The following is an 18,840-nucleotide window of genomic DNA, read 5'->3' as shown; positions in this document are numbered from 1 at the left end:
CCGTCCCGTGAAGCAACACGAAGGTGGTGACGCCGCACACCTCCACAGTTCCGCAGGAGGGCAGGGAATGAACGCCGGAATCCGGGAACGCCACGCCCCGGCCCAGGCCCTCACGATCGCTCTCAGCGGCGGGCAGGCGGATCTGGGCCGCCACACCGCCGAGTCTGAGGCGGGACCGCCGGGGGAGTCCGCCGGTGAGGGCGGTGTCTGCCGGTGGAACGGTGTCAGCAGGCGAGGGCGACGGGACCAACGGAAGGCCACACGGACGGCCACACGGAAGGCCGAATGGTCGATCGGCCGGGCGTTCCGAGGTGCCCTGGAAATGCGGAAGGCGGGGTTCGCGAAGAGCGAACCCCGCCTTCCGGTCAAACAGGTTCAACCAAGAGGTCTATGCGTCAGACGGCGCGGACCTGCGAGGCCTGCGGGCCTTTCTGGCCCTGGGTGATCTCGAACTCGACCCGCTGGCCGTCTTCGAGGCTACGGTAGCCGTTGCCCTGGATTTCGGAGAAGTGCACGAACACGTCCGGTGCACCGCCATCCGGTGCGATGAAGCCGAAGCCCTTTTCAGCATTGAACCACTTGACGGTTCCCTGAGCCATTAAAGCTCTCCCTCAGGATTTGAAACTTTGGGATTCACACCTCATGAACCCCATGTGTCGTACAGCGGGCCCCGGGGTGGCTCAGTCAAACTGGTTTTCACAACGGGATTCAGCTAATACAACGCCATCACATCTAACACTATCCGGCGCATGCGTGTTCCCGCCATCAGGAAGATTCCTAGGACAGGATCCTGGGGGCCGACACCTCGGCCATCACAGTGCAGACTGGGACTTGTTATGCGAAGCCCCAGGCTGGTCGCCACCGACCTCGACGGCACTGCTCTGCGCTCGGACGGCACCGTCTCCCCCCGTACAGCCGCCGCTTTTGCGCTTGTGGAGAACGCCGGAGCCGCGCTGGTCTTCGTGACCGGCAGGCCACCCCGCTGGATGCACACTGTCGCGGGCGCCGTGCGCCATCGTGGGCTGGCCATATGCGCCAACGGAGCCCTCGTCTACGACCTGCACACCGAGCAGATCGTCAAATCCCATCTCATCCATCCGGACGTGCTTGAAGAGGTGGTGAGACGACTCAGGGAAAAGGTTCCCGACCTTGCCTTCTCAGTGGAATACGAAGGCGGATTCGCCCACGAATCGGACTTTCGTCTCGGAGGGTGGGACAACAGGGCGGTCGGCGGACTCCGCGTGGGAACGGCCACGCTCACCTCGCGGCCCTGCGCCAAACTCCTGGCACTTCACCCCGCGATGGATCCCGACATTCTCCACGCGGCGGTCCGCGGGCTGGTCGGTGACCTGGTCACTCCCACCCACTCCAGCGGCCGGGCACTGATCGAGATGAGCGCGCACGGCGTCACGAAGGCCTCCGCGCTGGCCCATCTCGCCATGACGCGCGACATCGAGCCGCACGAAGTGATCGCCTTCGGTGACATGCCCAACGATCTTCCGATGCTCCGGTGGGCCGGCACCTCGTACGCCGTCGCCAACGCCCACCCGGAGGTGCTGGCCGCGGTCGATCACGTGACCGCGGCCAACAACGACGACGGGGTCGCCGGAGTCCTTGAGAGGCTCTACGGATCGTGACGGGGCTCCGCGGGCCCGGGGATGTCCACCCGGGCCCCTGACACGGCGTTCGAAAGCTTCCGCGATCCCCTACAGGTAGGGGCCGGGGTTGCCGCCCGGGTGGCCCTCCTGCTGCTGTTGGAGGGAGACTCCACCGGGCAGGGCCCTGCGCATGTTCTCCAACTGGGCGCGGGCCGCCATCTGCTGGGCGAAGAGCGTGGTCTGTATGCCGTGGAACAGCCCTTCAAGCCAGCCGACCAGCTGCGCATGGGCGATCCGGAGCTCCGCGTCGCTCGGCGGGGTGCCGTTGACGTTCTCGGTGAACGGCAGTGACAGCCGTTCCAGCTCTTCGACCAACTCCGGCGCCAGACCGTCCTCGAGCTCCTTGATGGAACTCTGGTGGATCTCCTTGAGCCGTTTACGGCTGGCCTCGTCCAGCGGAGCCGCCCGGACCTCCTCCAAGAGCTGACGGATCATGCTGCCGATGCGCATCACCTTGGCGGGCTGCTCGACCAGGTCGGCTATCGACCGACCCTCGGAGTTCTCATCTTCCTGAGAGCCCTGGGGACCCACGACCACGATGTGCGGAGTGCTCTCCTCAGTGTTCATAGCCTCAACCTACTAGCAGGATTTTCCCGGTGTGTTCCCCGGAGTCCAGGATCCGGTGGGCCTCGGCCGCGTCGCTCATCGGCACCTGGGCGTGCACCACGGGCCGGATCGCCCCAGCATCGATCAGGGGCCAGACGTTGTCCACGACTCCGCGCACGATGACGCCCTTCTCGTCGACGGGCCGGGCACGCAGGGTGGTGCCGTGCACCGAGGCCCGCTTCGCCAGCAGGGCTCCCAGATCCAGCTCGCCCTTCGCGCCGCCCTGCAGGCCGATCACGACCAGCCGCCCGCCCGTCTTGAGAACCTTGATATTCCCCGGGAGGTATCTGCCGCCGATGATGTCGAGGATCACATCGGCCCTGACCTTCTCGGAGAATTCCTCCCGCCGGTAGTCGATCCCCTCGTCGGCGCCCAGCTCCAGACAGCGGGTGATCTTCTCGGGTGACCCGGCGGTGACGACCACGCGCGAGCCGAACGCCTTCGCCAGCTGGACGGCCATCGTGCCGATCCCGCTGGCGCCGCCGTGCACGAGGAGGGTCTCGCCCTTCCGCAGACGCGCGGTCATGAAGACGTTGGACCAGACGGTGCAGGCCACCTCGGGCAGGCCGGCCGCCTCGACGAGGTCGACGCCGTCGGGCACCCGCATGACCTGCTGCCAGGGCACGGCGACCTTCTCCGCGTACCCGCCGCCACTGAGCAGCGCGCACACCCGGTCACCCGGCGCGAATCCCTCGACGTCCGGTCCCACCTCACTGACCACGCCGGAACACTCCAGCCCTGGGTACGGGGAGGCGCCGGCGGGCGGATTGTAGAAACCCTGCCGCTGTAGCGCGTCGGCCCTGTTGACCGCGGAGGCCACCACGTCGATGATGATTTCGCCGCGCTCTGGTAACGGGTCGGGAACCTCCCGCCACGTCAGAACTTCCGGTCCACCTGGTTTATCGATCACGATGGCGCGCATGTGAGCAAAGGTATCCGCCGAGCCAACTTGGTGGTTGCTCGCGTTGACAAGAACACAGGGCGTTAACCTGCTATGTGTTTGCTGCCCTTTTATGCCCATCCCGAGGGGGAACACGGTGGCAAGACACGATCGTGAGGAATCTCTCGAGGAACAGCTCGCATGGCTTGACGCCATCAAGGAGCAGGAGGAGGCGCCGGCCCTGGCGGTGAAGGCCACCACGGTGGACGACACCGTCATCTCGCCGTACCCGAAGGATCCCTGGAGTCTGGTCCCGGCCGAGCCCGACACGGCGTCCTCGCCGCTGTTTCGCGCGGCCGTCGACTCGGCTCACCCGGCCACGAACTCGTCGGTGACTCCGTCGGTGACTTCGTCGGCGACCGAACCGCCGGCCGAGGACGCCGACGCGGCCGAGTGGATGGAGGCATCCGACACGGTGAGCTCCTTCACCGTGCCCGCCCCGGCATCCGGTAAGCAGGACAACGACGGCTTTCTCGCGCAGCTCAAGCCTCTGCCACGCCAGGAGTCCGACGACGGCGGTCTGGGAGACTTCACCGAGCCGCACATCCGCACCCCGTTCGCGGCGCCCGCGCACGAGCCGTCCCGCGGCCTGTTCGAGCAACCCCAGCGCCAGGCGGAGTCCTCCGATCCCGCCCCTTCCCCTGCCCCTACCGAGTCCGCAGACCCGGAGCCGGCCACCTCGACGTCCTCGGAGACCCAGCGGTTCTCCTTCGGGAGTAACGAGTTTGGTGGCACCGACCCCGGCCGGTTCTCCTTCGGCGGTGGCGACCAGGATCGCGCAGGAGGTACGGCCTTCTCCTTCGGAAGCGGAGACTTCTCCGTGGAGAGCAGCGGGTCCGACCGGCCTGCGGCCGAGGTCGGCGGTGACCTGTCCACGTCCGCCACCGCGGACGGCGGCGACCGCTTCACGTTCGGTTCGGTGGAAACCGACCGGTTCCCCACCGGTGGCGAATCCGCGGTGACACCGGCGGCGAAGGAGTCCCCCAGGCAGGCGCCCGTTCCCCCGTCCTCCCACGCGCCCGATCCCGAGCACGTCGAGCCGTTCCGGGCCCCCGAGTCCTTCGGCACCGACAGGCCGGAGCCGGCCGTGTCACCGGAACGTTCCTTCGGCTCCGCGGCGTCCTCCCCTTCCACTTTCTCGGCCTTCTCGGACCCCTCCTCCGGCCGGGAGCACACGGAACGGGAGGACTTCTTCGCACCCGGCCGGGAGAGCGGCTCACCCCAGGAACGTACGGACCCCTTCACGCCCGGCAAGGACGCGCCTGCCGCCCCCGGGCGGGAGGCAGCCTCGGCCCAGGAGCGCATGGAGCGGGAGAACCCCTTCGCGCCCGGCAGGGACACGGCCGAACCGGTGCGGGAGCCGTACCAGGCACGCCGCCGCCAGACGGCTTCGGCAGCCGCCTTCGGCACGACGGCCAGGCAGCAACCCCCGGGCACGGCCCCTCGGCAGTCGGCCGACAGCCTGGACCCGGAGTCGCTGCTCCGTGGGCGTCGCAACGCGCCCGCAGGGGGCTGGCGGAAGCTGGTCTACAAGGCGTCGGCGGGGCTGATCAAGCCGGGCGAGTCCCCTGAGGTACGTCGCCGCCGTGAACTGGTCGGCCGTGCGCGTACCCCGGTGGCCACCGGCCACCACCGCGTCGCCGTGCTCAGCCTCAAGGGCGGTGTCGGCAAGACCACCACCACGGTCGGCCTCGGCGCCACCCTCGCCCAGGTACGCGGAGACCGGGTCATCGCGGTCGACGCCAACCCCGACCGGGGAACCCTGTCGGACAAGGTCGAGCTCGAAACCTCCGCGACGGTCCGAGACCTGCTCAACGAGCGCCAGCAGATCAAGAGGTACGTCGACATCAGGGCCTTCACCTCCCAAGCCCCGTCGCGCCTGGAGATCCTCGCCTCGGACCGTGACCCGTCGGTGTCCGAGGCATTCAGCGCGTCCGACTACCAGTCGGTCTCGCAGGTCCTGGAGAACTTCTACTCGATCTGCATCACCGACTGCGGCACCGGCCTGCTCCACTCGGCCATGTCCGGCGTGCTCGGGCTGGCCGACCAGCTCGTCCTGGTCAGCTCCCCCTCCGTGGACGGCGCCCGCGCAGCCTCGGCGACCCTCGACTGGCTGGAGGCCCACCACTACGAGGAGCTGGTCCGCTCCGCCACCGTGGTGCTGTGCAGCGTCCGGCCGAGGTCGAAGTCGACCGTCGACATCGACCGCCTGGAAGCCCACTTCGCGGCCCGCTGCCGCGCCGTCATCCGGGTCCCCTACGACACGCACCTGGAGGAGGGCGCGGAGATCGAGCTGGACAGGCTCCAGCCCGCCACCCGCGAGTCCTACCTTCGCCTGGCCGCCTCGGTCGGCGACGGTTTCGCCGGTCCCCAACCCTGACCCACCCCCCGGCAGGCTGATGTTCCGCTTTGTTGTGCAGCGCCTGCCGGGTCTCGGGCACGTCCGGGCCAATGAGAGACTAGTGTGCAATCTGACACGTTCTTGGGACGTGTCACCAGGAGAGCTCGCCTAGTGGACGATGGCGGCGGTCTTGAAAACCGCTAGGCCGGGTGACCGGTCTCGTGGGTTCGAATCCCACGCTCTCCGCTGAGCACCGGAAACGGCGTTTGACCAGGCATTCAATCCTGGTGAGGCGCCGTTGATCGTTTCCGGGATGTGTAGCCGTAGGTCACCGTGAGCGGCTCTCGGCCGGTGTTCGCGGGATATACGCGGGATGGATCTTGAGGTGTTCTTGTCAATGTGAGGGCTTTTCATGCCCGGCCGTCTACGGCTGACACCGGGTGTTTGCGGCTGATCCTTCCCAGTGTCCTCCCCCGGGATCAGAATCGATCATCACTCCTCCAGTGTTCAGCCCACGTCTGAGAACCGTCTGGGGCGTCCGGTTCACGGTCAAGGGGCGGGGCGCCTGCCCAGTCCGGTAGCGGCTCGCATCGCCTTCTCCACTCCGAAGGCGGACGGGCGCTCCCTGAGGCCGCGACAATGCCGCCGACGATGGCACAGGTGGTGTCGATGTCACCACCTGCTGCCGCGGTGGTCCACATGGCCGTTTCGAAGTCCCGGCGTTCGCGGGCGGCGCTCCAGAGGGTGAAGGGCACCGTGTCGTGCGCGCTGACCTGCCGCCCGTTGCCCAGCATCGTGGCGGCGAGCACGGGATCACTCACAGGACTCACGGCCAACCGGTCCGCTCTGACCTGCACCCTGGTTTTCGCAGCTCAGCACTGCAAGATCAGTAGTCGGTTCCCAAGCCGGCAGCGCATGGACAACGAGTGGAGTTGTCGGCTCCCTCTGCCATGATCATCGCGATACGACTTCCATGGAAGGCAGATGAATGGGCGGCGCCACGGCAGTGACCTATGAATGGCTCTGCGAGGAGTTCACCGACGACGCCGACGAGACCTGGCTCTGCGTCGGCTTCGTGCGGGACCTGTCTCCTCGGGAAGCTCTGCGGCGGGTCCACGTCACCCCGGGCCCTCTGAGCGAGTCGGGACAGGGCATCGCGGCCTACGCGGCCAACGGCGGAACCGTCCTGATTGAATACGGCTGGGCGATAACCATCTACGACAAGGCCTATCTACTGTCCGCAGGCACAGCCGCGGCCTCGGTGTTCATGAACATCAAGAACGACGGCTTCACCTACTGCGTCGACGGCCGGCGGATCACCACGTTCAGCCTGTACGCCTATTCTCTTCGGGAGGGGGCCGACCCCGACCGACTCCAGGCGGATGTCGAGGACCTCGGCATGGACATCGACGGCGACCAGCTCGGCTTTCCCGACGATTCCGTCTCCAGCGCTCTGGCCCTTGCCGAACGCGCCACGGGCGTCCACCTGTCTTCCGCCCGTTTCGCCAGTCCGGCTCTGATCGGATCCACCGACCATATCTACCCCTACCGCTGACACCCTTGGCTCATGAAGATCCGGAACATGCGCGGAACGATCTCGGCCTGCCATACCTGGTAAGACGCGAAGCTGCAGGCCATGACACCAAACGTTACATAGGAAGCCCTCCACTTTTAATCCGCGGGTTCAGGGGGTGAGCTGCGCTCCCCAGCGCAATTCTGAGGTGAAGCGACGTCGATGGGAGCATCGGAGGGGAGGCTGGACAGCGCCGTCGGCGAAGCCTCGAAACGCCTCCGACCTCTACGCCTCGGTGGAGGAGTGCGGCGGCCTGGCGTGCGGCAGAGGCCGACACCGAGATCTGGATATGGCTGGTCGCGGCGGGCACCCGCGAGGACGGCCACCTCATTGAAGACCCGCCCCACAAACAAGAGTCGCGATTGCGTACCGTCCCTTTCAGGTATCGATCGGGGCCGTCGCCTCTGTGACCGCCTGCCGGAGCGCGTGGCGGCATGCCCTGATGGCGGGGTGTCGGCTGCGGCCTCGGCGTACCGCGGTGAAGATGCGGCGTGTCCGCTGGCCGCGGGGGAGCTGCCGCAGTGCGACGGTCGGGGACTGTCCGATCCATACGAGGTCAGGGAGCAGGGCGACGGCGTGGCCTTGTTCGACGAGGCGAAGGTGGATCAGGAGGTCGGTGGTCTCGAACCGTACGTCGGGTTCGAAACCGGCGTTCCGGCACAGGGTCATGGCCCAGTGGCGGGCGGCCGTACCCTCGGGTTCCATGGCCCAGGGACGGTCGGCGAGTGAGCGCAGCGACGCCGTGGCGCCGTCCGCGTCATCGGCTGGTTCGGGCAGCGCGAGGTGGAGGGAGTCGTCGAGCAGGTCTTCTTGTTCCAGTTCGGCGGGCCGGGGGTTGGGGTTGCCCGGGTACTCCTCGGCGATGACCAGGTCGAAGTCGCGGGCCTGAAGTGCGAGCAGGGCCGTTTCCGGCGGCATCTGTGTGACGTGCGGCCGAAGGCCGGGGTGGAGATCGCGCAGGATGCTCAGTGCCCTGGGTATCAGGGCAAGGGTGGCGGTCTGGAACGAGGCGATGCGCAGGGTCCCGGTCAGATCGGTCAGGGAGGCGGCGATGTCCGCCTCGGCGCGCTCCAGACGCTTCAACACCGCTTCGGTATGGGCGACGAGGATCTCCGCCTGCTCGGTCAGCCGCACGCGTCGCCCGATCGGCTCCAGCAGTCGGACGCCGACCTCTGCCTCCAGTTGGGAGAGCTGCTGGGAGACGGAGGAAGGGCTGTAGGAGAGGGCGTCGGCGACGGCCGCGAGGGTGCCGCGGTGTTTGAGTTCGCGCAGCAGGCGTAGTCGGTGCAGGTCGAACATCGGCGGACCGTTCTCTTCGTCGTCGCGGAGAGTTTTGATTAGTTGGTTTTTCTGATGAATATAAGTTGGAAACATTCGCTGGACCGATTAGAGGTGTATGTCGCACGCTGACTGTGATGTCTGAGATCGCTGCTTCCGTCCGTACGCTGCCGTGGTTCGCGCGGCCCGCCGCCAGGTTCTGGACCTGTGCGCCCGCCCCCGCTGAGGTGCGGGGGTTCCATTCCTCCCTGCCCGGGTACGCCCCTACTTCACTGATCGAACTTCCCTGGCTTGCCGTCGAGTTGGGGGTTGGGCGGGTCTTCGTCAAGGACGAGTCGTCTCGTCTGGGCCTGCCCGCTTTCAAGGTGCTGGGCGCATCCTGGGCGGTGCACCGCGCCCTCGCCGAGCGGGTGGATCCGGTCACGTTGGTGACCGCCACCGACGGCAACCACGGCCGCGCTGTGGCTCATATGGCACGTCTGCTCGGCCGGCGCGCCCGCGTCTTCATTCCGTGGGGTGTTCATCCGAGGGCTGTGGCGGACATCGCCGCCGAGCAGGCCGAGGTGGTTCAGGTCGAGGGCTCGTACGACGAGGCGGTGCGCCGGGCGGCCGAGGCGGCCGTCGCGCTGGATACGGTTCTGGTTCAGGACACCGCCTGGCCGGGCTATGAGCAGATCCCCGGTTGGATCGTCGAGGGCTATTCCACCCTCTGTGCCGAAATCGACGAGCAGTTGATGGCCGCTGGAGCTGGGATGCCCGATCTCGTCGCCATCCCGGTGGGCGTGGGCTCGCTGGCCCAGGCCGTCGTCACCCACTACCGCAGCCGTCCGGCCGGGCCGGCTCCGGCGCTGTTGTCGGTGGAACCTACGGCCGCCCCCTGTGTCATCGAGAGCCTCGTGCGTGGCGAACCGGTCAGCGTTACCACCGGTGAGACCATCATGGTCGGCCTGAACTGCGGCACACCCTCCAGTATCGCCTGGCCTTACCTGCGCGGTGGGCTGGATGCCGCCGTGGCCATCGCCGATGCCGACAGCGCCCGCGCGGCCGGTGACCTCGCCGCTCTCGGTGTTTCCTGTGGTCCCTGCGGTGCGGCCTCGCTCGCCGGCGTCCGCGCCGTGCTCACCGGTGACGGCGCCGGCGAGCGCCGTACCACACTGGGTCTTGGCCTTGCCTCGACGGTGGTGTTGCTGTGCACCGAGGGGAGCGCGGCCAATCCGCATGCCTCTCCGGATGTCTGAACTCAGCGTCACCATCTGGCGCATGGCCAAGGCCGCGCCGTTTCGCCCATTCCCGTGCCAGGGAGGCGACAGTGCTTTCGGAAGGTCCGCATGCTCTCTGAAACTCCCGCGAGTTCCGCGGTTCCCGACACATCAGACCCGGGTGCCCTCCTCGCCAGGCTCATCGCCATCGACTCCGTCAACCCCGAGCTGGTGCCCGGCGGTGTGGGCGAGACGGTCATCGCCGATTTCTGCGGTGAATGGTTGGCCACCCGTGGCTTCGAGGTGCACCGCCTGGAGAAGCGCGCCGGTCGCCCCTCGCTGGTCGCGATCGCTCGTGGCACCGGCGGCGGACGGTCACTGATGCTCAATGGCCATCTCGATACCGTCGGCCTGGCCGGCTACGAGGGCGACCCGCTCGAACCGCGGATCCGTGACGGAAAGATGTTCGGCCGCGGTGCCTTCGACATGAAGAGCGGTATCGCGGCCATGATGATCGCCGCCGCGCGCGCCACGGCACAGGGGCACCTCCGGGGAGATGTCATCCTCGCCTGCGTCGCCGACGAGGAACACGGCAGCCTGGGCACCGAAGAGGTACTCAAGTCCTTCAGCGCCGACGCGGCGATCGTCACCGAGCCGAGTCATCTCGAGGTGACCCTCGCGCACAAGGGCTTCGCCTGGTTCGACGTGGAGATCGAGGGGCGGGCGGCTCACGGGTCCCGTCCCGAGCTGGGCATCGACGCCATCGTCAAGGCCGGTCACTTCCTCGTCGCGCTGGAGGAGTTGGGGCAGCGCCTCGCCCAGGGGCCGGCGCACCCGCTTCTGGGGACGGGGACGGTACACGCCTCCGTTATCCAGGGTGGGGAGGAGCCGTCCACCTACCCGGCGCGCTGCCGCGTCACGCTGGAGCGTCGCACCGTACCCGGTGAGAACGCCGACACCGTGGAACGGGAGCTGACCGCGGTCCTCGACCGCCTGGCCGCCGTGGTTCCGGACTTCCGCTACCGGCTGTCCCGAGGTCTGTATCGCCGGCCCTTCGAGGCCGACCCGCAGGCCGCGGTCGTATGCACCCTCACGCGCCACGCGACAAGGGTCCTCGGCCATTCGCCGGTGGTGCGAGCCGAGCCGTTCTGGACCGACTGCGCGCTGCTGGATCGGGCCGGCATTCCCTGTCTGCTCTTTGGCGTCGACGGCGGGGGTGCCCACGCGGCCACTGAGTGGGCCGACATCGCCTCCCTGCACCGAGTGGCCGAGATCCTCACCGACACCGTCGCGGACTTTTGTTCCTGAGCCTTCGGCCGGGCCTGACCGCGGAGCTGCGCACCTACGTCATCCGCGGCGGCGGTTCGGCCGGGCCTGACCGCGGAGCTGCGCGCCTACGTCATCCGCGGCGGCGGTTCGACGGGGTGACGGGCGGTCTCGCACCGGCAGCCCGTGGCGGGACCTGCCCGAGGAGTACGGCTCATGGTCCACCGTCGACGACCGGTTGTCGAGCGTCCGCCCAGCTTCTGCACCGATGTCCAAGCGAATTGCAAGCAGCCGTCGCCAGGCTGGATGTCACAGGGGCCGGTAGGCCTGTCGTGGGCCGTATGGTCCTCGATTCCGCGTCCGCGTGACAGGAAGAGACATGACCGCGTCGGAGCACGAGTCGTATGTGCCCAGAAGGCTTTCCGACCCCGCAGAGGAGCCACCGCGTGAGGAGCCACCGCGTGAGGAGCCACAAGGCTGCCGCCGGATCCCCGCGATACTCGTCACAGTCGTGATCGTTGTCCTGATCGCCCTGGTGGGAATCACCTTTTGGAAGAAGCCCGTAGCCAGTGGCGACAACAGGTCGACCGCTCAGTGCGTGGACACGAGCTCACGTCAGGCTGACGGCACCCACCGGCTCGTCGACCGCCGCAAGTGTGAGAGCGATGAGGCCCAACGCGGCCAGTACCGCTGGCAGAGCCAGGGCAAGACCTCCGACTCCGGCCAGGATCGCAGTGTTCTCCGCCGAATCGGCGATTTCATCGGTTACCTGTTCGGCGGAGACGGTAAGCGCCGTTGAACCTCGTCGGTTCGTGACCGCCGCCGGAAGAGCCGCATCAAGGCTGTCCTGACAAACACGCCGGGAAGCGACGGGCACCGCTGAGAGCCTGTTCGGCGGCGAGAGGGCGACCACGGCGACCCAGAACCCGCCGTCGCGAGGGAGGCCACGGCACGGCGGCCCGGACCGGGGAAGGGAGGCCGCCGTGCCCGCTCAGAAGTGGTCGACAGTGGCCGAGGTGGAGGTGAGGGCCAAGCGGTGCAGGAGCGCGGTCGCCTCGGCCTCGCGCATCTGGGTTTTCAGGCCCTCGGCGGTCCGGTCGCAGAGCAGCAGCGGTTCGGGGGTGGGCCAGGTGGCGATGGCCTGGAAGAGACGGCTGCCGGTGCCGTAGAGCACGACCCAGCCCGGCCGGGTGATCTGCACATGGCGGCTTCGGAGCGGGCCTCGTGGTCCCAGGTGTAGTGCGGGAGCGAGGCGGTGGCTTGGCCGTCGCGATGGCGTCCGCGCGTGGCGGGTGGGCGGCGGCGGATCATGAGATCACCTGCCCGGCGGCCTGTTCCTGCGCCTGCTGGGCGATGGTCTCCTGCCGGTCGGTCTCGGAGCGCAGGGCCTCCAGGGTGTCGGCGTCGACGGTCCGTTCGGCTCCGGCGTGGAACGCGACCAGGGGGAAGGGCTGCTCCCGGCTGGCCCACAGTCGTCCGGCATCGCTGAGGATCAGTCGCCAGCCGGGGATGGTGGGCTCGGGTTCGGTGGATTTAGCATCGTTCACTGATTGGACCTCCATCCGATCAAGGGCCCGTCCGGTCGTTCGCAGCGGTGGACGGGCCCGCTTCATGGGGTGGGCAAGGACATGGAGGGGCGCGCCGTACGGGCCGGGCGGCCGGTACGAAGACGAGGTGAGCACCGCGCGGTGCGGGGCCGTAGAGGTCGCGTCCGCGCAGGTGGTGTACGAGTGTTTGAGATCGGTACCTACGTCGCGCCTGGCTGATCGCCGTTGAAAAGCGCGGCGTCGTCCGTGGGGAAAAGCGCGGCGAGGGTGGTGGAGTGGTTCGGGGCCGCTCACCGGTGTCGCGTCGTGCGGGGTGGGAGGTCAAAAGCGCGGCGGGGGTGGTGGAGTGGTGTGGGGCCGCGCACCGGTAACGCGTCGTGCGGGGTGGTGGCGGGCGTTGGTCGGGTGTGGGTGACCGGGGGCGGGCCGGTGGAGCTCTGGGAGGGGGCAAAGCGGGTCATGGCGGGCGTGGAGGCGGGGCCGTGGTGGTGACGATCGGGGATTTTCCATGATCTGGATGAGTTGGCACGCTGGGGGCGTGCGGATTCACCCAGATCAAGGAAGGCGCCACTCCCCGCCCCTCGGGTGGGCCGCTTTTCGTGGTGGAAGGCCCGATTCGTCCCCGCCCCCGGCCGGGGGCGACCCGTGACCGGACGCCCCGCGGACCTTCGTACCCCGTACGGCGAGAGCCCCGTACGGCGAGAGCCCCGTACGGCGAGAGCCCCGTACGGCGAGAGCCCCGTACGGCGAGAGCCCCGTACGGCGAGAGCCCCGTACGGCGAGAGCCCCGTACGGCGAGAGCCCCGCGCGAGGCGGCGGCGAGGAGCGGCCCCGGATCCTTCCGCACCGCGGCGGACCCGTACCGATGAGCGGTCTTGGGCCACTCCACGGTCCTCGGCGCGCTTTTGACCTTTGACCCCGCACGACGCGACACCAACGAGCGGCCCTGAACCACTCCACCCCCCTCGCCGCGCTTTTCCCCCACGGACGACGCCGCGCTTTTCTACCGTGACCGGCTCACCGGACTCGGATGCTCGTACACCACGTCCGTGGACGCGACCGGCGCAGACAGCCGATCGCCTGGGGCGGGCCGCGAGGTGATGCCTGTGGTCGGTCTGAGGTGGCCTGGTAGAGGCCGATCTGGACGAGGGCACCGGGCGAAGCCGACAGGGTGCGCGCCGGGACAACAGCGCCGACATGGCAGGCACGATGGCCGGGGCCTGTTCGGGACGGCGCTGGACGGGCACCCGCGGAGCCACCTCGGCCAGGGCCTGCTCGGCAGACCGTTGGGTGGGCACCGACGCCACCGCCTCAACCGAGGTCTGCGCGTCCGACCACTGCACAGGTACCGGCGGAATCGCCTCAACCGAGGACTGCTCAGCAGACCGCTGAGCGGGCACAGCTGCGATCACCTCGGCGGGGACCATGCGGACGGGCGGCTCGAAGCAGGGCAGGGAGCAGTCTCTGGTCCGGCGGGCCTGCAGGCGGGTGGCCATCAGCGCAGCGGAGGGCTGGGCATACTCATGGTCGGCGGCTTGGTCGGGGCAGCCGTGTGCGTAAGGGGCATGCCCGCAGGTGGCGCAGCCCATCGGCATCAGTGCCGCGTCGGCGAAACAATGCCTCTGCCGTGACATTGGGCAACGGGAGCGACCGCAGCAGGCTTCGCGCCCCCCGTCTTTCGGATCACCTTCGGAAATCATGCGTCAAGGTTGTTCACCTGGGATTACGCGACCCATCCCGAGCCGGAATCCTTCGGCAGGATAATCGATACCCCTTGACGGGATAACCCCTAGCGTTAAGCGTTGGATATCCAGAGGTCGAGGCATCGAAGGGGGTGTGTCGAATGCCTGCAGAAACGACTAAACCAATCGTCATCCTGCCGGAGCTATGGCAACGTCCCGAAGTTATGTCGGCTCTCCGAGAGCGGAATATTGGTCAACTCTTCCGGCTAATTCGCCAATATGCCGGTTTCAGTCCGACTTGTATCGGCGTCGCGGTGAATCTCAGCCAGGGCAAGGTCAGCGAGATCATGAAGGGGAGCGCCCAGGTCACCTCGTTTGAGGTGTTCGAGCGCATCGCTGAGGGCCTGCAGATGCCCGACCCCGGCCGCATGATCCTGAGTCTGGCCCCTATCCATCCCCCAGCACCACGGACGATCGACGCTGTTCCCTATCCCTCCCCATCCATCCCGCCTCGGGATGGAACACCAACAATTGCCCTGCTTAGCGTGGAGAGCACCGTTGCCGTTGGCCAGTCTCAGAGCGTTGACCCGTGGGATATCGATGTTCTGACCCTGGCCTGGATTGTGGGAAGGCTGGACTCATCCGTGGACCGTCGAACGATGCTTATCCTCGCTGCCGGAATGACCGCCGAAGCCGCGGCCACTCTCAACGGCCCCTGGGAGCGCCTTTCCCGTGCGCTTACCGGACCGCAGACCCTCGATGAGGACACCGTCGAACGCCTCGAAGCGCGCACCATCGGCTTCCACCGTCTGGAGTACGTCCTTCCCGCCCGAGCCATCTACCAGGGGATCAGCACCCACATCAACGAGCTGAGCAATCTGCTCCAGAGCGGCTTGCCCGATCGGTTTTGCCGCCGCCTGGCGGCAACTGCCGGTGAAGCCGCCACTCTCGCCTCCTGGATCGCCTGGGACCTCAAGCAGCCCGGCCAGTCCGCCGCGTTCGAGCGCGTCTCCGCCCTGGCCGCCAAGGAGAGTGGGCACTCGGTGATCCAGGCCTGCACCTATGCCTACAGGTCCTACGCCGTCGAAGGCCAAGCCGCCTGCGAGACCGTACGGCAGGCCCAGCAGTTCCTGCCCGCCCAGGGTGATGACGCCACCCGAGCATGGCTGCTCAGCCGGGAGGCCGAGGAACTGGCCGCACTCGGTGACCGCCGGGCCATTGACCTGTTGCACCAGGCAGAAGAGGCGTACAGCCGGGCGCAACCCCATAGAGAACAAGCATGGACCCGTTTCCTCGATTCTGGCCGGATGGCCGCCTTCCGGCTCTCCACCTATGTACGACTCGGCGACGAGCGCAAGGTGGTCGAGGCCGGACAGGCCGCGCTGTCGGCTGTCGGCCAGGACACCGACGGCAAGATAGCGGCCATCGTCTATGCTGACATCGCCCAGGCCCAGCTACAGATCGGCGACATCGCCGAAGGGGTCGCCTACGCCCGCCAGGCGCTCGATGCTGCCCAGCGCAGCGAGACGACCTGGGGGCTGCGGCGCCTGACCGCCGTGGAGAGGGTCCTCGCGTCTCAGTCGGACCGGGCGGCCAGGGAACTGGTCGGTGACATCGTCTCTACCCGTCAGAGGCTGGAGAGGTCTCCCGCCTGATCCAGTCGAGGTAGTCGGTGTTGCCGACCACCAGGGGGACCGCGACGATCTGTGGCACCTCATAGGAATGCAGTTCCCGCACCCGCTTGGCGAGTTCCTCGAACCGTTCCACGGTGGTCTTCATCAGCAGGAGTAGCTCCTCGGAGCGCTGGACCTCGCCCGCCCACCAGTAGACGGACTCGATCGGAGCGATGATCTGGCAGTCGGCGGCCAGCCGCTGTCCCACCGCCGCCGAACAGATCCGCTCCGCCTCTTCGCGGCTGCCGGCGGTGACACGAACCTCGACACAGTCCGAAGCATTCTCGACCATGCCAACACCCTGCCGAATCATCCCCATGAGTATCAAGAACGGCACTCCGCGCTCAGGAGTCCTGAATGTCGTCGACGCATCTGATCGGTGGCAAGCGCGGAGCCGGAGCACACGTCACGGCGACGGTTAGGTAGGACGCGGGTGATCATCCTCGGCGAGGACATCAGGGGTTCGGCCGCGGCACCGAGCCTCGCCGAGGACGGGTTCGCCGGACTCGGCACGGACATCCGACCGGCGTCGGATGATCCGTATCCCGGGTCCGACCCCGAACCTCGAATCGGAAAATCAGCGGGTCAGGAGGGCGACTTCAGGAAGTCGTCCACGAGGTCCGAGGGATCGGGGGCTGCCGACGGGTCGAACAGCCCGGGCAGCTCGCCCGTGAGCAGCATCTTCAGCACCAGGGTCACCGGCCCGTCTTGCTTGATCTTCAGCGTGGCCCGCAGCACCGCACCGTCCCCGGAGCCGACCTCGTCGTGCGCGATGTCCTCGACGAGGTCGGACAGCGGCGTGCCGGACTGCGTCACGGCCTTCGTGGTGAACTTCCCGGTAAAGGTCTCCTTCACCTTGCTCCCACGCGGCAGCACGCACACGACGTTGACCGCCTGGTCGGTCGTGGCCGCGGGGCGGCGCAGGCCCACGCCGTACAGTGCCACGGCCGTCGGCGGAGACGGTACCGTGACCGCGGCGGCGACCACGTCGCCCAGACATTCGGCGATCGCGGCGTGATCGGGGTCGGCTGCCAGGGAGGGGTTGCCGCCCAGGGCACTTGCCACCGGATCGGCCGAGGCTCCGGACACCAGCACCGAATCGGTCACCACCACTTGGTTGAGCCGGTTGAGCAGGCCGAGCTCGCTGGTCAGCACGCTGTCCGGGTCGATCGCGCCGTCGGCGGCCAGCGTCAGTCCCCGCTGTCCACCGATCGTGCGCGGCTTCGCCCCCAGGGCGGTCAGCTTGGTACGGATGGCCGCTGCGTCCTGCTTGCCTTCGATACGGATCGCGGTATTCGGCGGGTTGCCCAAGGAGACGGCTCGGACGGCTCCGTAGACGTCGATTCCGGTCCTCTCGGGGAGCAGCCGCGCGCTGCTGCCGAGCGCGCCGAAGCCGAAGCCGATCGCCGGCAACCAGCGTTCCTCCCTCTTCTCCGGGCCGCTCGCGGTGACCACGCCCAGCTCGCGCCAGTGCGCCATCTCTCCGTACTCCAGGTATTCGGCGGCCGGTCCGCCGGCTGACAACGCTTTCATCATCTCGCGCAGTCCGCCGGACTCCCCGGCGCCGGTGACCGGGGAGGCAGGGGCACCCGAAGGCCTGGCATCCAGCGTGGCCCGGGCACCCGGGGGTCTGGCATCCGGGGTGGCCGGGGCCGGGTCTTCCGCTCCGCCGCAACCCGCCACGACCAGGCCTGACATCGCAAGAAACAACCCGAGCCCACGCACATTCGGAACCTTAGCCATTGACCGCCCCGGCCGCCGCCGTGAGCAGGAGGGTCAGTGCTCTTCTCATGATCTCGTTCCTTCGGGTTTGTGAACGAGATCATCATCCGGGGACCCGCTGGTATTTGGGTGAGAGATCGCTGCAACCGCCGCGTTGCAAGTGTGTGACAAGTGGAGCCTGGCAGGCTGGATGATGGACATTCAGGGAAGGGACCTATGTTTGGGATTGTTCGCCCATGCCGGCACGGGATGTGCGGCGGGCTGTTCAAGGAGTGGATGGCGCACCTGTGCGGGCTCTGCCTGGCCCTCAGGGATGAGCACGGGCATGCCTCCCGGCTGGTGACCAACTACGACGGTCTACTGGTGTCCGTGCTCACCGAGGCGCAGGCACCGGCCTCCTCCCCGCACCGGCGCGCGGCGGCCTGCGCCCTGCGCGGGTTCAAAGGCGCCGACGTCGTCGAGGCCGAGGGGGTACGGCTGGCGGCCTCGGTCTCGCTGATCCTGGCCGCGGGCAAGGTCAGGGACCACGTCGAGGACGGCGACGGCATCTACGCCCGCCGGTTGGTGGCGGCCGGCGCGGGGCGGGTGGCCGCACGCTGGTCGGCCGCCGGATCGGGTACGGCCTCCGCCCTCGGGTTCGATCCCGCTCCGCTCCTCGTCGCGGTTGAGGAGCAGACCCGGCTGGAGCGCCTGCCGAACCCGAGCCTGCTCCAGCTCACCGCCCCCACCGAGGCCGCGGTCGCCGCCGCCTTCGGGCACACCGCCGTACTGGCCGGCAAGCCGCACAACCGGGAGACGCTGGAGGAGGCCGGGCGCTACTTCGGCCGCCTGGCGCACCTGCTGGACGCCGTCGAGGACCTGGCCCGTGACCGCGCCCATGGGGCCTACAACCCGCTCGTCGCCTCGGGTACCGACCTGGCCGCCGCACGGCGGCACTGCGACGACGCCGTGCACGGGTTGCGTCTGGCGGTGGCCGAGCTGGACCTGGAGCGACGCCGTCTGGTCAACGCGCTGCTGGTCAGGGAGACCGGCCGCGCCACCGGCCGGATCTTCGGCGAGGCCGAGCAGGAGAGTCCCGAGGCGCCCCCAGGCGATCCGCGGCTGAAGCCGGACCCTGGCGGGCTGCTGTCGCTGCTGTGCATGTCGGCGGCCTGCTGCACCTGCGGGTTGTACCGGCCGCCGTGGGACGAGGACCGCTACAAATCATGCGGTGAGCGCTGTGACGCCAGCGGCTGCGACGCCTGCGGGCAGTGCGGCGACGCGTGCTCAGGTTGCTGTGACTGTTGCTCCGGTTGTTCCGACTGCTGTAACTGCGACTGCAACTGCAACTGCTAGTGCTTTATTCATTTTTGGGC

At 68.1% G+C, this 18,840-nt stretch carries 18 protein-coding genes, 1 tRNA gene and 2 pseudogenes; 12 read left to right on the top strand and 9 right to left on the bottom strand.

What is annotated here, in order from left to right; genetic code table 11:
- Nucleotides 1-7 precede the first annotated feature (7 nt).
- Entirely contained in the window at nt 8-445 is a 438-nt protein-coding gene (locus OIE13_RS36855) for an FAD-dependent monooxygenase (RefSeq protein WP_442811697.1), read from the top strand.
- On the opposite strand, the gene OIE13_RS30070 is transcribed toward OIE13_RS36855, so the two are convergent.
- The gene (locus OIE13_RS30070; RefSeq protein ID WP_012886943.1) at nt 396-599 is read right to left on the bottom strand and encodes a cold-shock protein; all 204 of its coding nucleotides are present in this window, start codon (nt 597-599) and stop codon (nt 396-398) included. The two genes, OIE13_RS36855 and OIE13_RS30070, sit on opposite strands and share 50 nt — an antisense overlap.
- Nucleotides 600-836: 237 nt before the next feature.
- On the opposite strand from OIE13_RS30070, the gene OIE13_RS30065 reads away from it, so the two are divergent.
- On the top strand, nt 837-1,637 hold the full coding sequence (locus OIE13_RS30065) for an HAD family hydrolase (RefSeq protein WP_326646328.1): 801 nt from the start codon (nt 837-839) through the stop codon (nt 1,635-1,637).
- 69 nt (nt 1,638-1,706) lie between these two features.
- Here the strand turns inward: OIE13_RS30065 and OIE13_RS30060 are convergent, their stop codons facing one another.
- Complete coding sequence (locus tag OIE13_RS30060) at nt 1,707-2,225, bottom strand: bacterial proteasome activator family protein (RefSeq protein ID WP_326646329.1); 519 nt, start codon at nt 2,223-2,225, stop codon at nt 1,707-1,709.
- 4 nt (nt 2,226-2,229) lie between these two features.
- Nucleotides 2,230-3,186 carry an NAD(P)H-quinone oxidoreductase gene (locus OIE13_RS30055; protein ID WP_326646330.1) on the bottom strand — a complete coding sequence of 319 codons (957 nt, stop codon included), beginning with the start codon at nt 3,184-3,186 and terminating at the stop codon, nt 2,230-2,232.
- Nucleotides 3,187-3,301: 115 nt separating this feature from the next.
- Here OIE13_RS30055 and OIE13_RS30050 point away from each other — a divergent pair, with 115 nt between their 5' ends.
- Nucleotides 3,302-5,584, top strand: coding sequence for a nucleotide-binding protein (locus OIE13_RS30050; RefSeq protein ID WP_326646331.1), 2,283 nt, complete (start codon nt 3,302-3,304; stop codon nt 5,582-5,584).
- Between the two features lie 118 nt (nt 5,585-5,702).
- Nucleotides 5,703-5,791: transfer RNA gene (locus tag OIE13_RS30045), tRNA-Ser, on the top strand.
- A gap of 233 nt (nt 5,792-6,024) precedes the next feature.
- Here OIE13_RS30045 and OIE13_RS30040 read toward each other — a convergent pair.
- Complete coding sequence (locus OIE13_RS30040) at nt 6,025-6,339, bottom strand: ADP-ribosylglycohydrolase family protein (RefSeq protein ID WP_326646940.1); 315 nt, start codon at nt 6,337-6,339, stop codon at nt 6,025-6,027.
- Between the two features lie 194 nt (nt 6,340-6,533).
- On the opposite strand from OIE13_RS30040, the gene OIE13_RS30035 reads away from it, so the two are divergent.
- A complete protein-coding gene (locus tag OIE13_RS30035) occupies nt 6,534-7,100 on the top strand; it encodes a DUF6461 domain-containing protein (protein ID WP_326646332.1) in 567 nt (188 codons plus the stop codon).
- A 396-nt stretch (nt 7,101-7,496) separates the two neighbouring features.
- On the opposite strand, the gene OIE13_RS30030 is transcribed toward OIE13_RS30035, so the two are convergent.
- Complete coding sequence (locus OIE13_RS30030) at nt 7,497-8,417, bottom strand: LysR family transcriptional regulator (RefSeq protein WP_326646333.1); 921 nt, start codon at nt 8,415-8,417, stop codon at nt 7,497-7,499.
- 116 nt (nt 8,418-8,533) lie between these two features.
- Between OIE13_RS30030 and OIE13_RS30025 the strand changes: the two genes are divergently transcribed.
- The 4 genes and pseudogenes from OIE13_RS30025 (at nt 8,534) to OIE13_RS30015 (ending at nt 11,660) form a co-directional block, all read left to right on the top strand.
- Nucleotides 8,534-9,634: a pyridoxal-phosphate dependent enzyme gene (locus tag OIE13_RS30025; RefSeq protein WP_326646334.1), complete on the top strand. Its 1,101-nt coding sequence runs from the start codon at nt 8,534-8,536 to the stop codon at nt 9,632-9,634.
- A gap of 90 nt (nt 9,635-9,724) precedes the next feature.
- Entirely contained in the window at nt 9,725-10,903 is a 1,179-nt protein-coding gene (locus OIE13_RS30020) for an ArgE/DapE family deacylase (protein ID WP_326646335.1), read from the top strand.
- Between the two features lie 103 nt (nt 10,904-11,006).
- Nucleotides 11,007-11,090, top strand: a pseudogene (locus OIE13_RS36850) (IS5/IS1182 family transposase); the annotation flags it as partial.
- Between the two features lie 150 nt (nt 11,091-11,240).
- Nucleotides 11,241-11,660, top strand: coding sequence for a hypothetical protein (locus OIE13_RS30015; RefSeq protein WP_326646336.1), 420 nt, complete (start codon nt 11,241-11,243; stop codon nt 11,658-11,660).
- Nucleotides 11,661-11,852: 192 nt separating this feature from the next.
- Here OIE13_RS30015 and OIE13_RS30010 read toward each other — a convergent pair whose 3' ends face one another.
- Nucleotides 11,853-12,062 carry a hypothetical protein gene (locus OIE13_RS30010; protein WP_326646337.1) on the bottom strand — a complete coding sequence of 70 codons (210 nt, stop codon included), beginning with the start codon at nt 12,060-12,062 and terminating at the stop codon, nt 11,853-11,855.
- A 106-nt stretch (nt 12,063-12,168) separates the two neighbouring features.
- Nucleotides 12,169-12,408: a hypothetical protein gene (locus OIE13_RS30005; protein ID WP_326646338.1), complete on the bottom strand. Its 240-nt coding sequence runs from the start codon at nt 12,406-12,408 to the stop codon at nt 12,169-12,171.
- Nucleotides 12,409-14,251: 1,843 nt separating this feature from the next.
- On the opposite strand from OIE13_RS30005, the pseudogene OIE13_RS30000 reads away from it, so the two are divergent.
- Nucleotides 14,252-14,497, top strand: a pseudogene (locus tag OIE13_RS30000) (helix-turn-helix domain-containing protein); the annotation flags it as partial.
- A 252-nt stretch (nt 14,498-14,749) separates the two neighbouring features.
- Nucleotides 14,750-15,745 carry an XRE family transcriptional regulator gene (locus OIE13_RS29995; RefSeq protein WP_326647137.1) on the top strand — a complete coding sequence of 332 codons (996 nt, stop codon included), beginning with the start codon at nt 14,750-14,752 and terminating at the stop codon, nt 15,743-15,745.
- Here the strand turns inward: OIE13_RS29995 and cutA are convergent.
- Entirely contained in the window at nt 15,711-16,055 is a 345-nt protein-coding gene (gene cutA, locus OIE13_RS29990) for a divalent-cation tolerance protein CutA (RefSeq protein WP_326646339.1), read from the bottom strand. The genes OIE13_RS29995 and cutA overlap by 35 nt on opposite strands.
- 293 nt (nt 16,056-16,348) lie before the next feature.
- Nucleotides 16,349-17,461, bottom strand: coding sequence for a hypothetical protein (locus OIE13_RS29985; RefSeq protein ID WP_326646340.1), 1,113 nt, complete (start codon nt 17,459-17,461; stop codon nt 16,349-16,351).
- 240 nt (nt 17,462-17,701) lie between these two features.
- Here OIE13_RS29985 and OIE13_RS29980 point away from each other — a divergent pair, with 240 nt between their 5' ends.
- Complete coding sequence (locus OIE13_RS29980; protein ID WP_326829037.1) at nt 17,702-18,820, top strand: DUF5685 family protein; 1,119 nt, start codon at nt 17,702-17,704, stop codon at nt 18,818-18,820.
- Nucleotides 18,821-18,840: the final 20 nt, after the last annotated feature.

Source organism: Streptosporangium sp. NBC_01810, assembly GCF_035917355.1.
Classification (GTDB): domain Bacteria; phylum Actinomycetota; class Actinomycetes; order Streptosporangiales; family Streptosporangiaceae; genus Streptosporangium.
The sequence above is the reverse complement of the archived record's forward strand: the minus strand, read 5'-3'. Positions and strand labels throughout refer to the sequence as shown.

Bases quoted from the DNA above. Each gene is read 5' to 3' on its own strand.
- OIE13_RS30070 (WP_012886943.1), bottom strand. From the start codon at position 599: ATGGCTCAGGGAACCGTCAAGTGGTTCAATGCTGAAAAGGGCTTCGGC.
- OIE13_RS30065 (WP_326646328.1), top strand. From the start codon at position 837: ATGCGAAGCCCCAGGCTGGTCGCCACCGACCTCGACGGCACTGCTCTG.
- OIE13_RS30060 (WP_326646329.1), bottom strand. From the start codon at position 2,225: ATGAACACTGAGGAGAGCACTCCGCACATCGTGGTCGTGGGTCCCCAG.
- OIE13_RS30055 (WP_326646330.1), bottom strand. From the start codon at position 3,186: ATGCGCGCCATCGTGATCGATAAACCAGGTGGACCGGAAGTTCTGACG.
- OIE13_RS30040 (WP_326646940.1), bottom strand. From the start codon at position 6,339: ATGCTGGGCAACGGGCGGCAGGTCAGCGCGCACGACACGGTGCCCTTC.
- OIE13_RS30035 (WP_326646332.1), top strand. From the start codon at position 6,534: ATGGGCGGCGCCACGGCAGTGACCTATGAATGGCTCTGCGAGGAGTTC.
- OIE13_RS30030 (WP_326646333.1), bottom strand. From the start codon at position 8,417: ATGTTCGACCTGCACCGACTACGCCTGCTGCGCGAACTCAAACACCGC.
- OIE13_RS30025 (WP_326646334.1), top strand. From the start codon at position 8,534: ATGTCTGAGATCGCTGCTTCCGTCCGTACGCTGCCGTGGTTCGCGCGG.
- OIE13_RS30020 (WP_326646335.1), top strand. From the start codon at position 9,725: ATGCTCTCTGAAACTCCCGCGAGTTCCGCGGTTCCCGACACATCAGAC.
- OIE13_RS30015 (WP_326646336.1), top strand. From the start codon at position 11,241: ATGACCGCGTCGGAGCACGAGTCGTATGTGCCCAGAAGGCTTTCCGAC.
- OIE13_RS29995 (WP_326647137.1), top strand. From the start codon at position 14,750: ATGCTTATCCTCGCTGCCGGAATGACCGCCGAAGCCGCGGCCACTCTC.
- cutA (WP_326646339.1), bottom strand. From the start codon at position 16,055: ATGGTCGAGAATGCTTCGGACTGTGTCGAGGTTCGTGTCACCGCCGGC.
- OIE13_RS29985 (WP_326646340.1), bottom strand. From the start codon at position 17,461: ATGTCAGGCCTGGTCGTGGCGGGTTGCGGCGGAGCGGAAGACCCGGCC.
- OIE13_RS29980 (WP_326829037.1), top strand. From the start codon at position 17,702: ATGTTTGGGATTGTTCGCCCATGCCGGCACGGGATGTGCGGCGGGCTG.